At 70.7% G+C, this 14,968-nt stretch carries 15 protein-coding genes and 1 pseudogene; 7 read left to right on the top strand and 9 right to left on the bottom strand.

Annotated elements, in window-relative coordinates:
• Positions 1–122 precede the first annotated feature (122 nt).
• The 5 genes from ACIP94_RS07920 to ACIP94_RS07900 form a co-directional block, all read right to left on the bottom strand.
• Complete coding sequence (locus ACIP94_RS07920) at positions 123–764, bottom strand: hypothetical protein (RefSeq protein WP_402421085.1); 642 nt, start codon at positions 762–764, stop codon at positions 123–125.
• Between the two features lie 30 nt (positions 765–794).
• Complete coding sequence (locus tag ACIP94_RS07915) at positions 795–1,412, bottom strand: RNA polymerase sigma factor (protein ID WP_402421084.1); 618 nt, start codon at positions 1,410–1,412, stop codon at positions 795–797.
• A 301-nt stretch (positions 1,413–1,713) separates the two neighbouring features.
• Positions 1,714–2,091: a hypothetical protein gene (locus ACIP94_RS07910; protein WP_402421081.1), complete on the bottom strand. Its 378-nt coding sequence runs from the start codon at positions 2,089–2,091 to the stop codon at positions 1,714–1,716.
• A 160-nt stretch (positions 2,092–2,251) separates the two neighbouring features.
• Entirely contained in the window at positions 2,252–2,833 is a 582-nt protein-coding gene (locus ACIP94_RS07905; RefSeq protein ID WP_402421078.1) for a hypothetical protein, read from the bottom strand.
• Between the two features lie 283 nt (positions 2,834–3,116).
• Positions 3,117–4,673 (bottom strand): glycoside hydrolase family 20 protein, encoded by a 1,557-nt coding sequence (locus tag ACIP94_RS07900; RefSeq protein WP_402421736.1) that lies wholly within the window; start codon positions 4,671–4,673, stop codon positions 3,117–3,119.
• 367 nt (positions 4,674–5,040) lie between these two features.
• Here ACIP94_RS07900 and ACIP94_RS07895 point away from each other — a divergent pair, with 367 nt between their 5' ends.
• From ACIP94_RS07895 to ACIP94_RS07870, 6 genes are all read left to right on the top strand, one after another.
• On the top strand, positions 5,041–5,646 hold the full coding sequence (locus ACIP94_RS07895) for a 2-oxo-4-hydroxy-4-carboxy-5-ureidoimidazoline decarboxylase (RefSeq protein WP_402421075.1): 606 nt from the start codon (positions 5,041–5,043) through the stop codon (positions 5,644–5,646).
• Positions 5,647–5,813: 167 nt separating this feature from the next.
• Positions 5,814–6,194 (top strand): succinate dehydrogenase, cytochrome b556 subunit, encoded by a 381-nt coding sequence (sdhC, locus tag ACIP94_RS07890; protein WP_311698245.1) that lies wholly within the window; start codon positions 5,814–5,816, stop codon positions 6,192–6,194.
• Positions 6,195–6,199: 5 nt separating this feature from the next.
• Positions 6,200–6,682, top strand: coding sequence for a succinate dehydrogenase hydrophobic membrane anchor subunit (locus ACIP94_RS07885; protein WP_402421072.1), 483 nt, complete (start codon positions 6,200–6,202; stop codon positions 6,680–6,682).
• Positions 6,683–6,701: 19 nt separating this feature from the next.
• Positions 6,702–8,456 (top strand): succinate dehydrogenase flavoprotein subunit, encoded by a 1,755-nt coding sequence (sdhA, locus tag ACIP94_RS07880; protein ID WP_402421070.1) that lies wholly within the window; start codon positions 6,702–6,704, stop codon positions 8,454–8,456.
• Positions 8,456–9,217, top strand: a complete 762-nt coding sequence (locus ACIP94_RS07875; protein WP_402421067.1) for a succinate dehydrogenase iron-sulfur subunit — start codon at positions 8,456–8,458, stop codon at positions 9,215–9,217. The genes sdhA and ACIP94_RS07875 overlap by 1 nt, the downstream gene beginning before the upstream one ends.
• Positions 9,218–9,508: 291 nt before the next feature.
• Positions 9,509–10,183 carry a TetR family transcriptional regulator gene (locus tag ACIP94_RS07870; RefSeq protein WP_402421734.1) on the top strand — a complete coding sequence of 225 codons (675 nt, stop codon included), beginning with the start codon at positions 9,509–9,511 and terminating at the stop codon, positions 10,181–10,183.
• A gap of 4 nt (positions 10,184–10,187) precedes the next feature.
• On the opposite strand, the gene ACIP94_RS07865 is transcribed toward ACIP94_RS07870, so the two are convergent.
• The 3 genes and pseudogenes from ACIP94_RS07865 to ACIP94_RS07855 form a co-directional block, all read right to left on the bottom strand.
• Positions 10,188–11,744 carry an ABC transporter substrate-binding protein gene (locus tag ACIP94_RS07865; protein WP_402421065.1) on the bottom strand — a complete coding sequence of 519 codons (1,557 nt, stop codon included), beginning with the start codon at positions 11,742–11,744 and terminating at the stop codon, positions 10,188–10,190.
• A gap of 431 nt (positions 11,745–12,175) precedes the next feature.
• Positions 12,176–12,358, bottom strand: a pseudogene (locus ACIP94_RS07860) (metallophosphoesterase); the annotation flags it as partial.
• Between the two features lie 42 nt (positions 12,359–12,400).
• Positions 12,401–12,643 carry an SCO4848 family membrane protein gene (locus tag ACIP94_RS07855; protein ID WP_361773181.1) on the bottom strand — a complete coding sequence of 81 codons (243 nt, stop codon included), beginning with the start codon at positions 12,641–12,643 and terminating at the stop codon, positions 12,401–12,403.
• A 193-nt stretch (positions 12,644–12,836) separates the two neighbouring features.
• Here ACIP94_RS07855 and ACIP94_RS07850 point away from each other — a divergent pair, with 193 nt between their 5' ends.
• Entirely contained in the window at positions 12,837–14,108 is a 1,272-nt protein-coding gene (locus ACIP94_RS07850) for a D-alanyl-D-alanine carboxypeptidase family protein (protein ID WP_402421061.1), read from the top strand.
• Here ACIP94_RS07850 and ACIP94_RS07845 read toward each other — a convergent pair.
• On the bottom strand, positions 14,056–14,967 hold the full coding sequence (locus tag ACIP94_RS07845) for a YihY/virulence factor BrkB family protein (RefSeq protein ID WP_402421060.1): 912 nt from the start codon (positions 14,965–14,967) through the stop codon (positions 14,056–14,058). The genes ACIP94_RS07850 and ACIP94_RS07845 overlap by 53 nt on opposite strands.
• Position 14,968 lies beyond the last annotated feature (1 nt).

Genomic DNA, 14,968 nt, shown 5'->3' with positions numbered 1-14,968 from the left:
CTCGCGGACTTCTCGGGCGTGGCGGATCTCGCAGGCTTCCAGGGCTTCGGTGACGTGGTCGGCTTCGATGGCTTGGCGGACTTAGGTGACTTGCCTGATACGGGCCGCTTTCCCGGTTTGGCCTACTTCACGTGCTTCGGTGGCTTGGCGGACTTCGGCGGCTTGGCGGACTTCGGCGCCTCCTTCGCGGCCTTGTGGGCCGACCTGGCGGCGGCCTTGTCCGCTTTCCTCGCGGCCCTGGCCGCCGCTTCGGCGGACTTGCGGTCCGTCTTCCTGCGGGCCCCGGCCGCCTTCCCCGCAGATGCCGCCGGGCTCGGGGACGTATCCCGGTTCGCGCCCGTCTCGGCCTTCTCCCCCTCCGCGCCCGCGCCGCTGGTGCGCTCCGGCGTCCCCGGGTTCGCAGGCGCCTCCGAGGGGGCGGGCCGTGACGGCGCGGTGCCGTGCGGCAGTTCACCCATCGCCGCGACGGCCACTCCGCCCAGGGCCGCGCCGGACAGAAGGGCGGCGAGCAGCGTGCGCAGGCAACGGCCCGCATGACACCGGGCGCGCGGGCGCCAGTCCTCGCGCCGCCGAGTGCGCAGCGGCCGTGCGTCCTGCCGCTGTCTGCGGGCCTCCCGGAAGGCGGCGAGGGCCCGCGACTCCGCCTCCGGGTCGAGGCGCCGGGGCCGTAAGGCCGCGCGCAGGGCGTCGGCCGCGCGCGTCTCGGGGCCCGGGCGTACGGGAGGGCGGGCGGAGTACCCGCCACCGTGGCATCGCTCACCCATGACCGTGTCCGTCGCCGTCCCGTACCGCGCTCATTCCGACTCCCCCAGCGTCCCGGTGCCGTCTTCTGTCACACCCGGGGCGGCGAGTTCACGCGCGAGTCGTTTCAGGCCCCGGTGGGCGGCGGTGCGCACCGCGCCGGGGCGCTTGCCGAGGACCCGGGCGGCGGCGGGCGCGTCGAGGCCGACGACCACGCGCAGCAGCACCGCCTCCGCCTGGTCGCGCGGCAACCGGGCGACCAGTTCCAGGGCGCGTTCGGTGGACAGGGACTCCAGGGCCTGGTCGTGGGTGTCATGACGGCCGGGCAGTTGGAGCACGTCGCCGTCGAGGGCCGTGGAGCGGGGACGGACCTTCTGGCGGCGCAGATGGTCGAAAGCGCGGTGCCGGGCGATGGTCGCGGTCCAGCCGCGGAATCCGGCGCCGTCTCCCTTGAACCGACCGAGGTCACGGGCGATCTCCAGCCAGGCGTCGGACGCCACGTCCTCCGCGTCGTCGCCGACGAGGCCGCGCAGATAGCCGAGCAGCCCCGGCTGCACGATCCGGTACGCCGCCGCGAAGGCGGTCTCGTCCCCCTGCTGCGCCCGTGCGACGGCCGTGCCCAGCTCCCCGTCGTACGCCTGCGCGCGGCGGGGTTCCCCTCCCTGGCCCAACGCTGTCCTCGTTCGTGGCGAGTGGTCTGGCGTCCCCACACCGGGGCACTCCGGTCGTGCTCACGCCCCCAAGGTCATCAGCGTCGGCCGGCACATAAACGTCACTGGCCGTCAGGAGCCGGGGCTTGCGACTGCTCTGAAGGCGCCGGTGCGGCCGGGTGGACCGGTGCGGCCAAAGGGTGCCTGCGGCACGGATCCAGCCGTGTGGCCGGGTGGACCCGTGCGGCCGGAGGGTGACTGCGGCGCGGATCCCTGGGATGAGGCATGACGCGGCGCGCCGGCATCGGCTCGGGGGCCCGGGTCAGTGGAGGCCGTCCCCGGTCGCGTCCCGGCACAGCAGCCGCAGCGAGCCTTCGCCGTGGTAGCAGCGGCGGGCCTCGTCGATCGGGTCCCACAGCCGGCCGTCGGGGGTGCGCACCCAGTGGTCGCCGCCGCTCGTCCACCACTCGCCGCCGGTCAGCCGTACGACCACCTCGCCCGCATACGCGCCGAAGCCGCGCAGTGCGGTCCGCACCGCGTCGTAGGGCGCGCCCTGACCGCGTATCTCCTCGATCGTGCGATCCAGCCGCCACAGGCTCTGTGCCGAGTAGTCGAGCCGCAGCCGGGCGCCCTCGCGCAGGGTGGCGACGGCGTCGGCCGCCCAGCGCGCGGGCTTGGTGGCGGCGGAGGGCCTGGTCACCTCAGTTGCGTTCACATCCGGAAGAGCGCCCTGCCGACGGGAAACGTCACGCCCGCCGAAGGGGTTCCCCGACTCCGGCGCAGGACCGCCCCACCGCCGCACCGGATGGACACAGGATCCTTGCACGGCCGGGGGTTTGCGCGGCCGGGGCCCGTTGCGGTTACGACCGGCCGCGGGCGCGGCGGGAGACCACCGCCTGGAGCACGCGTCGTCCCTCGGCCGACACGTCACGGGCCTGCCGCAGTCCGGCCGTCCCGTGGTCGCCGAGCAATTCCAGGACGGCCATCTGGCGCCGCAGTTCGGCGGCCACCAGGGGCGACATGCCGTCCGTGCGGCCCTCGCGGTGGGCCGCCACCGAGGACTCGCCGTCCCCGTCGGCGGGGTCCAGCAGCTGGTGGATCCGCAACGCGTCGACCGAGCAGGCGTCGGCCCAGCGGCGCAGGCCGTCGACCGACGGCTCGGCGGGGACGCCGTCCAGCATCCGGCGGGCGAGTCGCGCGGCCTCGGCCTCGAAGGCGCACTCCGCCGCGGGGTCGTCCTCCTGGACCGCCTCCGCCCCCAGCCCGGCCCGCGCCTTGGCGAGCCGTTCCTCCCACTCGCGGCCCTCGACCAGGCTCGCCCACAGCGGACGCAGGATGTCGTCGTCGCCTCCCAGGAGGGGGACGCACCGATCCAAACAAGCCAGTCCGCTTGCCGCGAGTGCACGCTCGTCGGCCTGTGCGATCAGGTCCACCAGGCTCATGACGCCTCCTCGAAACCCACGACGGGGCGCCTCATCTCTACGGAGCCCGCACTTCCCCTTACTGCGTGCGACGGACCGGGAGTGTCACAGATCTTCGCCCCACCGTGCCGGTCGGGCGCAGGCCGAAACCCCGAAGAGACCGAGCAGGTGTTTTCGGCCAAATACGCGCCCGGTTCCGTCGCCGGGTACCGAATAGACCACAGCGAAACCGGGCGCGCGCCCGGAATGCAGCATTCCGGCGGGCCGGATGTCCGTCCCCACCGGGCCGGACACCCGCCGGACCTCATCCCAGACGGTCCGCCAGCTGCCGGAACTGCGCCCACGACAGCGCCGGCGTGCGCGGGTCCCACAGCTTCTGGACCAGCGCCCGCAGCGGCATCCGGATCCCGGCCGCCACCTGGTCCTGGGTCTGCGCGTTCGGGACGTCGCCCCACACCGCGAACACTCCGCCGAGGATCTGCCCGTCGTACTGCGCGGGCACCGCCGTCGTGCCCCGGACCACCCGCGGTGTCCACTGCTCGTAGATCCGCCGGCCGGTGGGGTAGACGAAGGTCTGCGGCTGGCCGAGCACGTAGTAGAGGTACTCGTCGTTGTAGTTGATCAGCTGCCGGCCCGCGCTCAGGTAGGTCACCGGCTCCCGGGCGCCGATCTCCTTGCCGGTCCAGTACGCGACCTGGAGGTCCTTGGCCGGTGTCACCGCGCTCGAGCCGTAGAAGCCGTCGTTCCAGGCGCGCATGGTGCGGCCGTGGCCGCGCATCACGTTCGCCCGGTCGTTGAGCCAGCCGGTCGCGAGGTCCGCGACCCCCGCCCCCGGGCCGTACTTCGCCCGCGCGGCGGCGACGAGCTGCGGGAAGGAGGCGGACGGGTTCGCCACCGTGAGCGCCAGGTACTCGTCGGCGCCGAGGTGCCAGAAGGGAGCCGGGAACACGCCCGCGTACTCGTTCAGGAGGTCGTCCACGATCTTCGCGGCGGCCGGTTTGGAGATGTCGACCGCCCCGCGGAAGGTGACGCCGGAGGCGTTGCGCAGCTGGAGGTCGGGGTGCGCGGCGATCACGGCGCCCAGATGGCCGGGCGAGTCTATTTCGGGGACGACGGCGATGTGCCGGCTCGCGGCGAGATCGACGATCCCCTTGACCTCCGCCTTGCTGAGATGCTGCGCGGACACGATCTCCGGGTGCGTGGAGGACTCGATACGGAAGCCCTGGTCGTCGGAGAAGTGCAGGCCGATCTCGTTGTACTTCAGGTCGCCCAGTTCCCGGATGCGGTCCTCGATCCACCCGGCCGTGTAGTACTTGCGGGCGATGTCGAGCATGAGGCCGCGCCGGGACTTGGCCGGCGCGTCACGGACGACACCCTCGGGCGCGGTACCACCGCCGTGCACCTCCTGCTTGAGGGTGCGGGTGCCGTAGAAGACCCCGGCCTCGCCCGGACCGGTGATCCGGACCCGCCCGTTCTGGACGGTCAGGACATACGACTCCTGGTCGCCGCTCCCGGTCACGTCCAGCTCCACATCGCCGGCGCGTGCGCCGGTCTGTCCCCCGTACGCCACCCCCAGTTCCCCGGCCAGCAGCCGCCCCTCGTCGGCCAAGGAGGCGTCGTCCACGACCACCCGGGCCCCGGAGGCCGGCCGCCAGCCCGGACCGCGGGCGGGGGCGAACTCACGGACGGCCGGGATGGTGCGGGGCGCCTGCGAGAGGGGGTAGGTCCGGGTCGGGGACGGGGTCGCGGCGGGGGTGCCCGCCGTGGTCCTGGAGCCGGGAGGTGTGCCGCCGCCGGACGGCCACAGCGCCACGGCCGCCGCGACCGCGCCGGCGGCGACGACTCCGGCACCCAGCAGCAACCAGTTGCGCCTCGAGTGCGTCTCCCCTTCGGGAACCCGCCGCCTCCGGCCGGTCACCGCGCTGCACCTCGCACCACACCCGCGCACGGCCACATCGTGCCCGTAGGCCTCAGCTCCACGTCAGGCACCACACCCGCACGTATTGGCTGCATTCGGTCCACTTTCGACACCATCGACCACACGCTACCCACCTCCACGCATCCATCCCTCTTTGTCCCTTCCGAACCTACGACCCCGGCCGCTTCCACTCGTCCACAGAACGCCCCCCGGCTCTCCCGTTCGGGTGAAATACGGACAGGCGCTGGACGCCCGCCGGAGTGCCGTCGGTAACGTGACGGCGCGTTCCCCCACCCCCTGCCGCCCGCACGTGACGTCCGCACGACGCCACGCCCGCCCTCGCCGAGGACCCACGCTGCCCGCGCACCGTCTCCCACGCCTCCCCGGCCCCACCGCCCTGCCGGGGCAACAGCGCCCCCCGGTGCCCACCGGCCTGGAGCGGTTCAACACCGCACCCGCCGACGGGGCCCGCCATGCCCTCCTGGCCTGCTGCCGCAGTCTGCGCTGGGTGCACCGCGTCGCCGAGCACCGCCCCTACCCGGACGTGGACTCCCTGCTCGCCGCGGCCGACGAGGCGGCCTACGACCTGTCGCCCGCGGACGTCGCCGAAGCCCTGGCGGGCGAGACGCTCACCCTGCTCCCCGACGGCGCCTACTCCGCGGCCCACACCGCCCTGAGCGCCGCACACGCGGCCTACGAGAGCAGATTCGGTCATGTGTTCGTCATCTGTCTGGACGATGTGACCCCGGACGAGTCCGCCGACCTGATACTCGCCACCATCCGGTCACGATTGGCGAACGATCAGGAGGAGGAACGCCTGCTCGCGGCCGAGGAACTGCGCCGCCTGGCGAAGGGCAGACTGGCCCGCCTCGTCCGGGATCCGTCGGACCGGCCTGTGGCGGAGCACGCCCAATAGCCCGTCCGTGCTCGTTTGATTGCCGGTTTGATCACATCGGCAGGGGCGCCGTAAGCGTTCCGACAGCACGTCGCTACGATGCTGGGGGCCGGTGGACCGTACCCGGCCGGGCCCGACCGACACAGAAGCCGGCGCGGCCCTAGTCCCCGCTCCCGGAGGGTTCTTCCGTGCCGGCTGGAACGCTGTACCGCGGCCGGGAAGGAATGTGGTCCTGGGTGGCTCACCGAGTCACCGGCGTCCTCATTTTCTTCTTCCTGTTCGTACACGTGCTGGACACCGCTCTCGTGCGTGTCTCTCCCGAGGCCTACGACAAGGTCGTGGCCACGTACAAGTCGCCGATCGTCGCCGTGCTGGAGTACGGCCTGGTCGCCGCCATCCTCTTCCACGCGCTGAACGGCCTGCGGGTCATCGCCGTCGACTTCTGGTCGCAGGGCCCGCGCTACCAGAAGCAGATGCTCTGGACGGTCGTCGGCCTCTGGGTCGTGCTGATGCTCGGGGCCATCTACCCCGTCCTCGGCCACGCCGCTCGTGAAGTGTTCGGGAGCTGACGCGTATGTCCACGACTGAAACCACCGCCTCCGGCATCGGCCCCGTCGAGGGTGCCCCGCTGTACGACGTCGACAACCCGGCGCCGCTCATCGAGCCGCCCCGCAAGCGGACGAAGAAGACCCCCAAGTCGACCCGCGGCAACTTCGAGATGTACGGCTGGCTGTTCATGCGCCTGTCCGGCATCGTCCTGGTCGTCCTGGTCCTCGGCCACCTGCTGATCCAGCTCGTCCTCGACGGCGGCGTGACCAAGATCGGCTTCGCCTTCGTGGCCGGCCGCTGGGCCTCCCCGTGGTGGCAGGTCTGGGACCTTGCCATGCTGTGGCTCGCCATGCTGCACGGCGCCAACGGTCTGCGTACGGTCATCAACGACTACGCCGAGCAGACGAGCACTCGCCTGTGGCTGAAGGGCCTGCTGTATACCGCCACGGTGTTCACCATCCTGCTGGGCACGCTGGTGATCTTCACCTTCGACCCGAACATCCGCTAGGCACGGGGCTGCGAGAATCATGAAGATCCACAAGTACGACACCGTCATCGTCGGCGCGGGTGGCGCCGGCATGCGCGCGGCCATCGAGTCGACGAAGCGCAGCCGCACCGCCGTGCTGACCAAGCTCTACCCGACCCGCTCCCACACGGGCGCCGCGCAGGGCGGCATGGCCGCCGCGCTGGCCAACGTGGAGGAGGACAACTGGGAGTGGCACACCTTCGACACGGTCAAGGGCGGTGACTACCTGGTCGACCAGGACGCCGCCGAGATCCTCGCGAAGGAGGCCATCGACGCGGTCCTCGACCTCGAGAAGATGGGCCTGCCGTTCAACCGGACGCCCGAGGGAAAGATCGACCAGCGCCGCTTCGGCGGGCACTCCCGCAACCACGGCGAGGCCCCGGTCCGCCGCTCCTGCTACGCGGCCGACCGCACAGGCCACATGATCCTCCAGACGCTGTACCAGAACTGCGTCAAGGAGGGCGTGGAGTTCTTCAACGAGTTCTACGTCCTGGACCAGCTGATCACCGAGGTCGACGGCATCAAGAAGTCGGCCGGTGTTGTGGCCTACGAGCTGGCGACGGGCGAGATCCACGTCTTCCAGGCGAAGGCCGTGATCTACGCCTCCGGCGGCACCGGCAAGTTCTTCAAGGTGACGTCGAACGCGCACACGCTCACGGGTGACGGCCAGGCGGCGGTGTACCGCCGCGGTCTGCCGCTGGAGGACATGGAGTTCTTCCAGTTCCACCCGACCGGCATCTGGCGCATGGGCATCCTCCTCACCGAGGGTGCGCGCGGTGAGGGCGGCATCCTCCGCAACAAGGACGGCGAGCGCTTCATGGAGAAGTACGCGCCCGTCATGAAGGACCTGGCGTCCCGTGACGTCGTGTCCCGCGCCATCTACACGGAGATCCGCGAGGGCCGGGGCTGCGGCCCCGAGGGCGACCACGTCTACCTGGACCTCACCCACCTCCCGCCGGAGCAGCTGGACGCCAAGCTGCCCGACATCACCGAGTTCGCCCGGACGTACCTCGGCATCGAGCCCTACACGGACCCGATCCCGATCCAGCCGACCGCGCACTACGCGATGGGCGGCATCCCGACGAACGTCGAGGGCGAGGTCCTGGCGGACAACACCACCGTTGTCCCGGGCCTGTACGCGGCCGGCGAGGTCGCCTGCGTGTCGGTCCACGGCGCGAACCGCCTCGGCACCAACTCGCTGCTGGACATCAACGTCTTCGGGCGTCGGGCGGGTATCGCCGCGGCGGAGTACTCGCAGAAGGCGGAGTTCGTCGAGCTGCCCGAGGACCCGGCGGAGCTGGTGGTCTCGCAGATCGAGCGGCTGCGGTCGTCGACGGGCACCGAGCGCGTGGCGGAACTGCGCCGCGAGCTGCAGGAGACCATGGACGCGAACGTCATGGTCTTCCGCACCGAGCAGACGATCAAGACGGCCGTCGAGAAGATCGCCGAGCTCAGGGAGCGCTACAAGAACGTGGCGATCCAGGACAAGGGCAAGCGGTACAACACGGACCTGCTGGAGGCCATCGAGCTGGGCAACCTGCTCGACCTGGCCGAGGTCATGGCGGTGTCCGCGCTGGCCCGCAAGGAGTCCCGCGGCGGTCACTACCGCGAGGACTACCCCAACCGCGACGACGTCAACTTCATGCGCCACACCATGGCGTACCGCGAGGTCGGCGACGACGGCACCGAGTCCATCCGTCTCGACTACAAGCCGGTCGTCCAGACCCGCTACCAGCCGATGGAGCGTAAGTACTGATGGCTACCCCTGTTCTGGACAAGGCCGAGGCGGAGTCCACGGCCTCCCCGTACATCACCGTCACCTTCCGGATCCGCCGCTTCAACCCGGAGGTCTCGGCGGAGGCGACCTGGGAAGACTTCCAGCTGGAGATCGACCCGAAGGAGCGCGTCCTCGACGGTCTGCACAAGATCAAGTGGGACGTGGACGGCACCCTGACGTTCCGTCGCTCCTGCGCGCACGGCATCTGCGGCTCGGACGCCATGCGGATCAACGGCAAGAACCGTCTGGCCTGCAAGACGCTGATCAAGGACATCAACCCCGAGAAGCCGATCACGGTCGAGCCCATAAAGGGCCTCACGGTCCTCAAGGACCTGATCGTGGACATGGAGCCGTTCTTCCAGGCGTACCGGGACGTGATGCCCTTCCTGATCACGAAGGACACCAACGAGCCGACACGCGAGCGCCTGCAGTCGCCCGAGGAACGCGAGCGCTTCGACGACACCACGAAGTGCATCCTGTGCGCCGCCTGCACGTCCTCGTGCCCGGTGTTCTGGAACGACGGGCAGTACTTCGGCCCGGCGGCGATCGTCAACGCGCACCGCTTCATCTTCGACTCGCGCGACGAGGCCGGCGAGCAGCGTCTGGAGATCCTCAACGACAAGGACGGCGTGTGGCGCTGCCGCACGACGTTCAACTGCACGGACGCCTGCCCGCGTGGAATCGAGGTGACCAAGGCGATCCAGGAGGTGAAGCGAGCGCTGATCACGCGCCGCATCTGAGGCCTTCCTTCCGGTACGCCGCCGAGGGCCCCGTTTCCGCTGGGAACGGGGCCCTCGGGCGTTTGGGCCACGATCGGGTGAAGCGTCGTGATCGGGACACTCCCGGCCTCGCCCGCCTACGATGATGCTCTCGACGCCGGCCCCCGGGAGGCACCCGATGTCAGCAGCAGCCAAGGTCACCCTGGACGTCACCGAGATCCTCGACGCGGGGCGGCGCAAGCAGGAGGACTAGGCTCTCTCCTCGTGCCCACCAAGTCCGAGCAGACCCGCGCCCTGATCCTCGAGACGGCGATGCGGCTGTTCCAGGAGCGCGGCTACGACAAGACGACCATGCGGGTGATCGCCCAGGAGGCCGGGGTCTCCGTGGGCAACGCGTACTACTACTTCGCCGGCAAGGAACACCTGATCCAGGGTTTCTACGACCGGATCGCCGCCGAGCATCAGGAAGCCGTCCGGCAGGTCCTGGCCGAGGAGACCGATCTGGAGGCGCGGCTCGCCGGTGTGCTGAAGGCATGGCTGGACATCGCCACGCCGTACCACGAGTTCGCGGTGCAGTTCTTCAAGAACGCCGCCGACCCGGACAGCCCGCTCAGCCCGTTCTCCCCCGAGTCTGAGCACGCGCGCGCGGAGGCCATCAGCGTCCACAGGCAGGTGCTCCGCGGCGCGAAGACCAAGGTGCCCGAGGAACTGCGGGACGTGCTGCCCGAGTTGATGTGGCTGGCACAGATGGGGCTCGTCCTGTACTGGGTCTTCGACCGGACCGAGGGGCGCGAGCGCAGCTACCGGCTGGCCGAACGCGGCGCCCGGCTCACCGCCCGGAGCGTCTCGCTGGCCCGGTTCCGGGTGCTCAGGCCGCTCGTCCACGAGGTGCACGAGCTGTTCACGGACTTCCTGCCGGGGATGACGAAGGCGCTTCCGGACCCCGCCGGGCGGACGAGGGCGCCCGCCGCGGACGGGCGCCCCTGAGCGCTCAGATCCAGCCCAGCCGCCACAGCCGGAAGACACCGGTGCCGTCCGACAGATACTGTCCGCCGCCGACGTCCTCGCTGCTGACCACGTACTCCTTGCGCTGCCACAGGGGGATCAGCGGCACGTCCTGGGCCACGATCTCCTGCATCCGCCGGAAGTCGTCGGAGGTGCGGCTGCGGTCCGAGTAGCGCTGGCTGTCCAGGATGAGACGGTCGACTTCCCTGTTGCTGTAGCCGTTCTTCATGCTGCTGCCGGTGCCGACGAGCGGGGCGCCGAAGGTGTCCGGGTCGGGGAAGTCCGCGACCCAGCCGATGGCGTACGCGTCGAGCCTGCCGCTCGCGTACCGCTTCTGGAAGTCGGTCCACTCGTAGCCCTTGGTGTCCACCGTGAACAGGCCGCTCGCCTCCAGCTGCTGCTTGAGTTCGGCGGCCTCCTCGGCGGCGGCACCGCTGCCGTTGGCATAGCCGTAGGTGAAGTGCACGGGCAGGTGCGCGCCCGCGGCGAGGAGCAGAGCGCGGGCCTTGTGCGCGTCGGGCTTGGCGTAGGCGTCGAAGAAGGACGTGGTGTGGCCGGTGATACCCGCCGGGATCAGCGAGCACAGCGGGTCGGTGGTGCCCTCGTACACCTTGCTGACCAGTTCCTCGCGGTTGATCAGCAGGGCGAGGGCCTGGCGGAAGGGGCGGTCGTGCAGCGGTGATCCGGCGGCGGTGTTCAGCACCAGGTTGCGGATCTCGGCGCTGTCGGTCTCGCTGACGCGCTGGGCGGGATCGCTGGGCGAGAGCCCGGCGAGCACGGAGGGCGGCAGCTGACGCGTGGCGACGTCGATGTCCTTCGCCTTCCACGCCTTCTCCAGGGCGCCCGGGTCGGCGTAGTAGCGCAGCACGACGGGCCGCCCGGTGTCCTTCACATCGCCCTGGTAGTGCGCGTTGGGCGCGAGGACGGCCTCCTTGTCCTTGGTGTACGACGTCAGGGTGTACGGGCCGGTCCCGTCGGCGCCGCTGTCCTTGCGCAGCGCGCCGCTCGGGTACTTGGTGCGGTCGACGATCGAGCCGGCGCCGGTGGCCACCTTGAACGGGAACGTCGCGTCGGGCGACGACAGATGGAAGGTGACCGTGAGCCCGTCGGCGTCGACCGAGTGAAGCGTCTCCAGCAGGCTCGCGGGGCCGACGTCGGAGTTGATGCGCTTGACCCGGTCGAAGGAGTACTTGACGTCCTCGGCGGTCATGGTGCGCCCGTCCGGGAACTTCAGGTTCCTGCGGAGGGTGCAGCGGTAGGTCCTGAGATCCGTCCCCTCGAAGGCGCAGTCCTGGGCGGCGTCCGGCACGGGGGCCACGCCGTCGGGTTCGAAGGTCAGCAGCGACTGGAAGACATTGCTGTACAGCGCCCAGGACCCGGCGTCGTACGCACCCGCCGGATCGAGTGACGTGACGGCGTCCGCCGTGCCGACCGTGATGGTCTTGCCGGTGCTGTCCTTGGCCGGCAGCAACTGCCACCCACCCACTCCCACGCCCGCCAGTACCAGCACGGTCGCGAGAATCCGCATGCGAACCGATCGCATCGGCGCCCCTCCCCAGGCCCTCAGCGCATGCCACTCCCCTGTGGCGCGGATCACCTAATCACAGGTGTTTCACCTGGGGGAAGAGGCATTTGTCGAGATGGGAAAGAACTTACCGAGGGGTTGTTTCAGCCCGGTATCGCCACTGGTGAAGCCCTTGCCGTCCGCACCGGGCGCGGCGGGGTCGATCGTTCCCTGGTCCGGGCGGCGCGTTCGAAGGCGGCTGTGACGGCCGGGAAGGCGCAGGCGACCGGAGTGGCCTGACCATCCGCGTCGACCCCATCACGCCTGACCGACTGACTCACCCACGAGTCATTTCCGCGTCAGGCCCAGCAGTCGCCCGTGCCGGGCACACCACGCAGAAGCCCCGCCAGGCCGAACCTGACGGGGCTTCGGGTTTGCTGCGCGCACCACTCGAGGCGGGCACGGGAGCCGGGCGCTCCGGCTCGCTCGGCGACCAGCGCCGCGACCATCGGCACCGGTCCGGCGAGGAGCACGGCCGTGCCGGTACGGCGGGCGGGGCCCGGGCCGCGGGTGGTGTCGCGGACCAGCCGGCGCCACGCGTACCAGTGCAGCGCCGTGAACACGGCCAGGACGGCCACGGCGACCAGGAGCAGGACGACAACCGCCGTGTGGCCGTACTCCGTTACGGCGTTCGTCTATGGCGTTCGTCGCAGCGCGCGCAGTCCGCGCAACCCGATGACGCCGATGACTGTCCCCAAGACAAAGGAGACGACGGCGAGCGTCAGATGGACCCAGAAGTACGCCGTCGGATTCCCCGCGTCGTCGAACGCGAGTCCGCTGCCGTCCTTCCACAGGTTCTTGACGAAAGTGATCCATATGACCCAGCTCCACACCCCGAAGGCGAGCAGGAACCAGGAGATGGGGCGGCTGAGTTTCACAAGACCGGGCCTTTCCTCACTGCGCCGGGCACCCGGGGCCGAGCCGACCGGCCGGGGGTCCGGGGGTGGTTCCCCGGATCAGCACAGCATGAGCCCAGTATCGCCGCTCTCCCAAGGCCGCTCGTCCAGGGGTGTGCGGTATCGGCTGGGACCGGCCGGGACTTCCACTCGCGCACCCGGTACGTTCGCGACCGTGTCCGCCTTGAAGAAGATCGCCCGGCGCCGCCTGCCGATCGCCTCCGCCGCCGTGTTGTCCCTCTCGCTCGCCGCACCCACGACCGCGTTCGCGGCCCCGCGCAGCCCGGCCGGGTCCCCCTCGGCCACGCCTCCGGCGGTGATGTCCACGGTCGGCGGCACGTTGCTGGGCCGGCCGGGCACCCAGGTGAACCTGGGCAGCGGCGCCCCGGTGCTCCCGAAGGACCTCACCGCCCGCTCCTGGATCGTCGCCGACGCGGAGTCGGGTGACATCCTGGCCGCCCACAACGCGCACTGGCGGCTGCCCCCGGCGAGCACGCTGAAGATGCTGTTCGCCGACACCGTGCTGCCCAGGTTCCCCCGGACCGAGACGCACAAGGTGGTCGCCTCCGACCTGGCGGGCATGGGCTCCGGGTCCAGCATGGTCGGGATCAAGGAGGGCGAGACCTACACCGTCCACGATCTGTGGCTCGGTGTCTTCCTGCGCTCCGGCAACGACGCCGTGCACGTGCTGTCCGCGATGAACCACGGTGTCGCGCAGACGGTCCGGGACATGCAGGCGCACGCGGAGGAGTTGCGGGCCCTCGACACGCATGTCGTCAGCCCGGACGGCTATGACGAGCCCGGGCAGGTCTCGTCGGCGTACGACCTGACGCTGTTCGCCCGGTCCGGGCTCCAGAAGAAGGATTTCCGGGAGTACTGCTCGACGGTGCGGGCCGAGTTCCCGGGCGCGACCACGAAGAAGAAGGGCAAGACGACCCGCGGGTCCTTCGAGATACAGAACACCAACCGGCTGCTGGCGGGGGACTTCGACATCACCCCCTACCGGGGCATAGCGGGCGTGAAGAACGGCAACACCACCAACGCGGGCGCCACCTTCACGGGGGTCGCGGAGCGCAACGGCAGGGTGCTGCTCGTCACGGTGATGAACCCCGAGAAGAAGGATCACAACGAGGTCTACCGGGAGACGGCCCGGCTGTTCGACTGGGGTTTCAGCGCGGCCGGAAAGGTCAGGCCCGTGGGCGAGCTGGTCGCCCCCAAGGGCGCCGGGGCGAGCCCCCAGGGCGGCGGCGGAGCGACCCCCGAGGGGGGCAGGGGTGCGGGGAGCGCCAAGCCGGGGGCCGCCGCGGCGAAGAGCGGCGGCTCCAGCGGGGTGGGGGTGGCGCTCGCCATCACCGGCGGCGTGCTCGCCCTGCTCGCCGCGGGTGTCTTCCTGGTCAACCGCCGCTGGCCGCTGCCCGATCTGGTACGTCGCCGGACGCGCCCCTGACCTCGTCGGTCCCGCTGCTGCGCGTCGCCGTCCAGGCGGCGCAGAACAGCACGAGTTTCGCGGTGAAGTTGATCCACAGCAGCAGCGCGACCGGCACCCCGAAGGCCCCGTACATGCTCTTCGAGGCGACGCCCTGGATATAGCCGCTGAGCAGCAGCTTGAGCAGTTCGAAGCCGACCGCGCCGATCAGCGCGGCGACCAGCAGCCGGCGCCGTGGGGGCTCCACGCCGGGCAGCAGGGTGAGGACGTACAGCAGGACCAGGAAGTCGGCGAGGACGGCGACGGCGAAGGCGGCGATCCGCAGCAGCACACTGCCCCAGCCGCCCCTGTCGAGGCCCAGCTCCCCGGCCATCCAGTCGACCAGGGCCGTGGCGACGGCGGAGAAGGCGATGGTCACCAGGACCGCGCCGCCCAGGCCGATGAGCACCACACCGTCCTTGGCCTTGGCCAGCACCGGGTTCTCGTCGCTGTCGGGCAGCTCCCACACCGCGCGCAGACAGTCCCGGATCTGGCCGACCCAGCCGATGCCGACGAGGAACAGGGTGGCACCGGCGATGAGGCCGACGGTGCCGGCGCTCTGGACCAGGCCGTGGATGTCGAGCTGGTCGGAGATGCCGGGGAACTGTTCGGCGACCTTGCCCTGGAGCTTGTTCTGCCGGTCCACGCTGAGGGTCGCGGCGGCGATCGCGGCGGCGACGGTGAGCAGCGGGAAGAGCGCCACGAAGCTGACGAACGTCATGGCGGCCGCGAGCCGGGTCCACTTCACGCGGACGAGGCGTTCGTAGGCGCGCCAGGCGTGCGTGGCCATCAGCCGGACGACCAGCGGCCCGATGCCGGGGAGTCTCTTCAGCCAGTCCATG

Source organism: Streptomyces sp. NPDC093261, assembly GCF_044753645.1.
GTDB lineage: Bacteria > Actinomycetota > Actinomycetes > Streptomycetales > Streptomycetaceae > Streptomyces.
This window is presented reverse-complemented; position numbering and strand designations above follow the sequence as displayed.

Bases quoted from the DNA above. Each gene is read 5' to 3' on its own strand.
- ACIP94_RS07920 (WP_402421085.1), bottom strand. From the start codon at position 764: ATGGGTGAGCGATGCCACGGTGGCGGGTACTCCGCCCGCCCTCCCGTA.
- ACIP94_RS07875 (WP_402421067.1), top strand. From the start codon at position 8,456: ATGGCTACCCCTGTTCTGGACAAGGCCGAGGCGGAGTCCACGGCCTCC.
- ACIP94_RS07885 (WP_402421072.1), top strand. From the start codon at position 6,200: ATGTCCACGACTGAAACCACCGCCTCCGGCATCGGCCCCGTCGAGGGT.
- ACIP94_RS07845 (WP_402421060.1), bottom strand. From the start codon at position 14,967: ATGGACTGGCTGAAGAGACTCCCCGGCATCGGGCCGCTGGTCGTCCGG.
- ACIP94_RS07870 (WP_402421734.1), top strand. From the start codon at position 9,509: ATGCGGCTGTTCCAGGAGCGCGGCTACGACAAGACGACCATGCGGGTG.
- ACIP94_RS07905 (WP_402421078.1), bottom strand. From the start codon at position 2,833: ATGAGCCTGGTGGACCTGATCGCACAGGCCGACGAGCGTGCACTCGCG.
- ACIP94_RS07865 (WP_402421065.1), bottom strand. From the start codon at position 11,744: ATGCGATCGGTTCGCATGCGGATTCTCGCGACCGTGCTGGTACTGGCG.
- sdhA (WP_402421070.1), top strand. From the start codon at position 6,702: ATGAAGATCCACAAGTACGACACCGTCATCGTCGGCGCGGGTGGCGCC.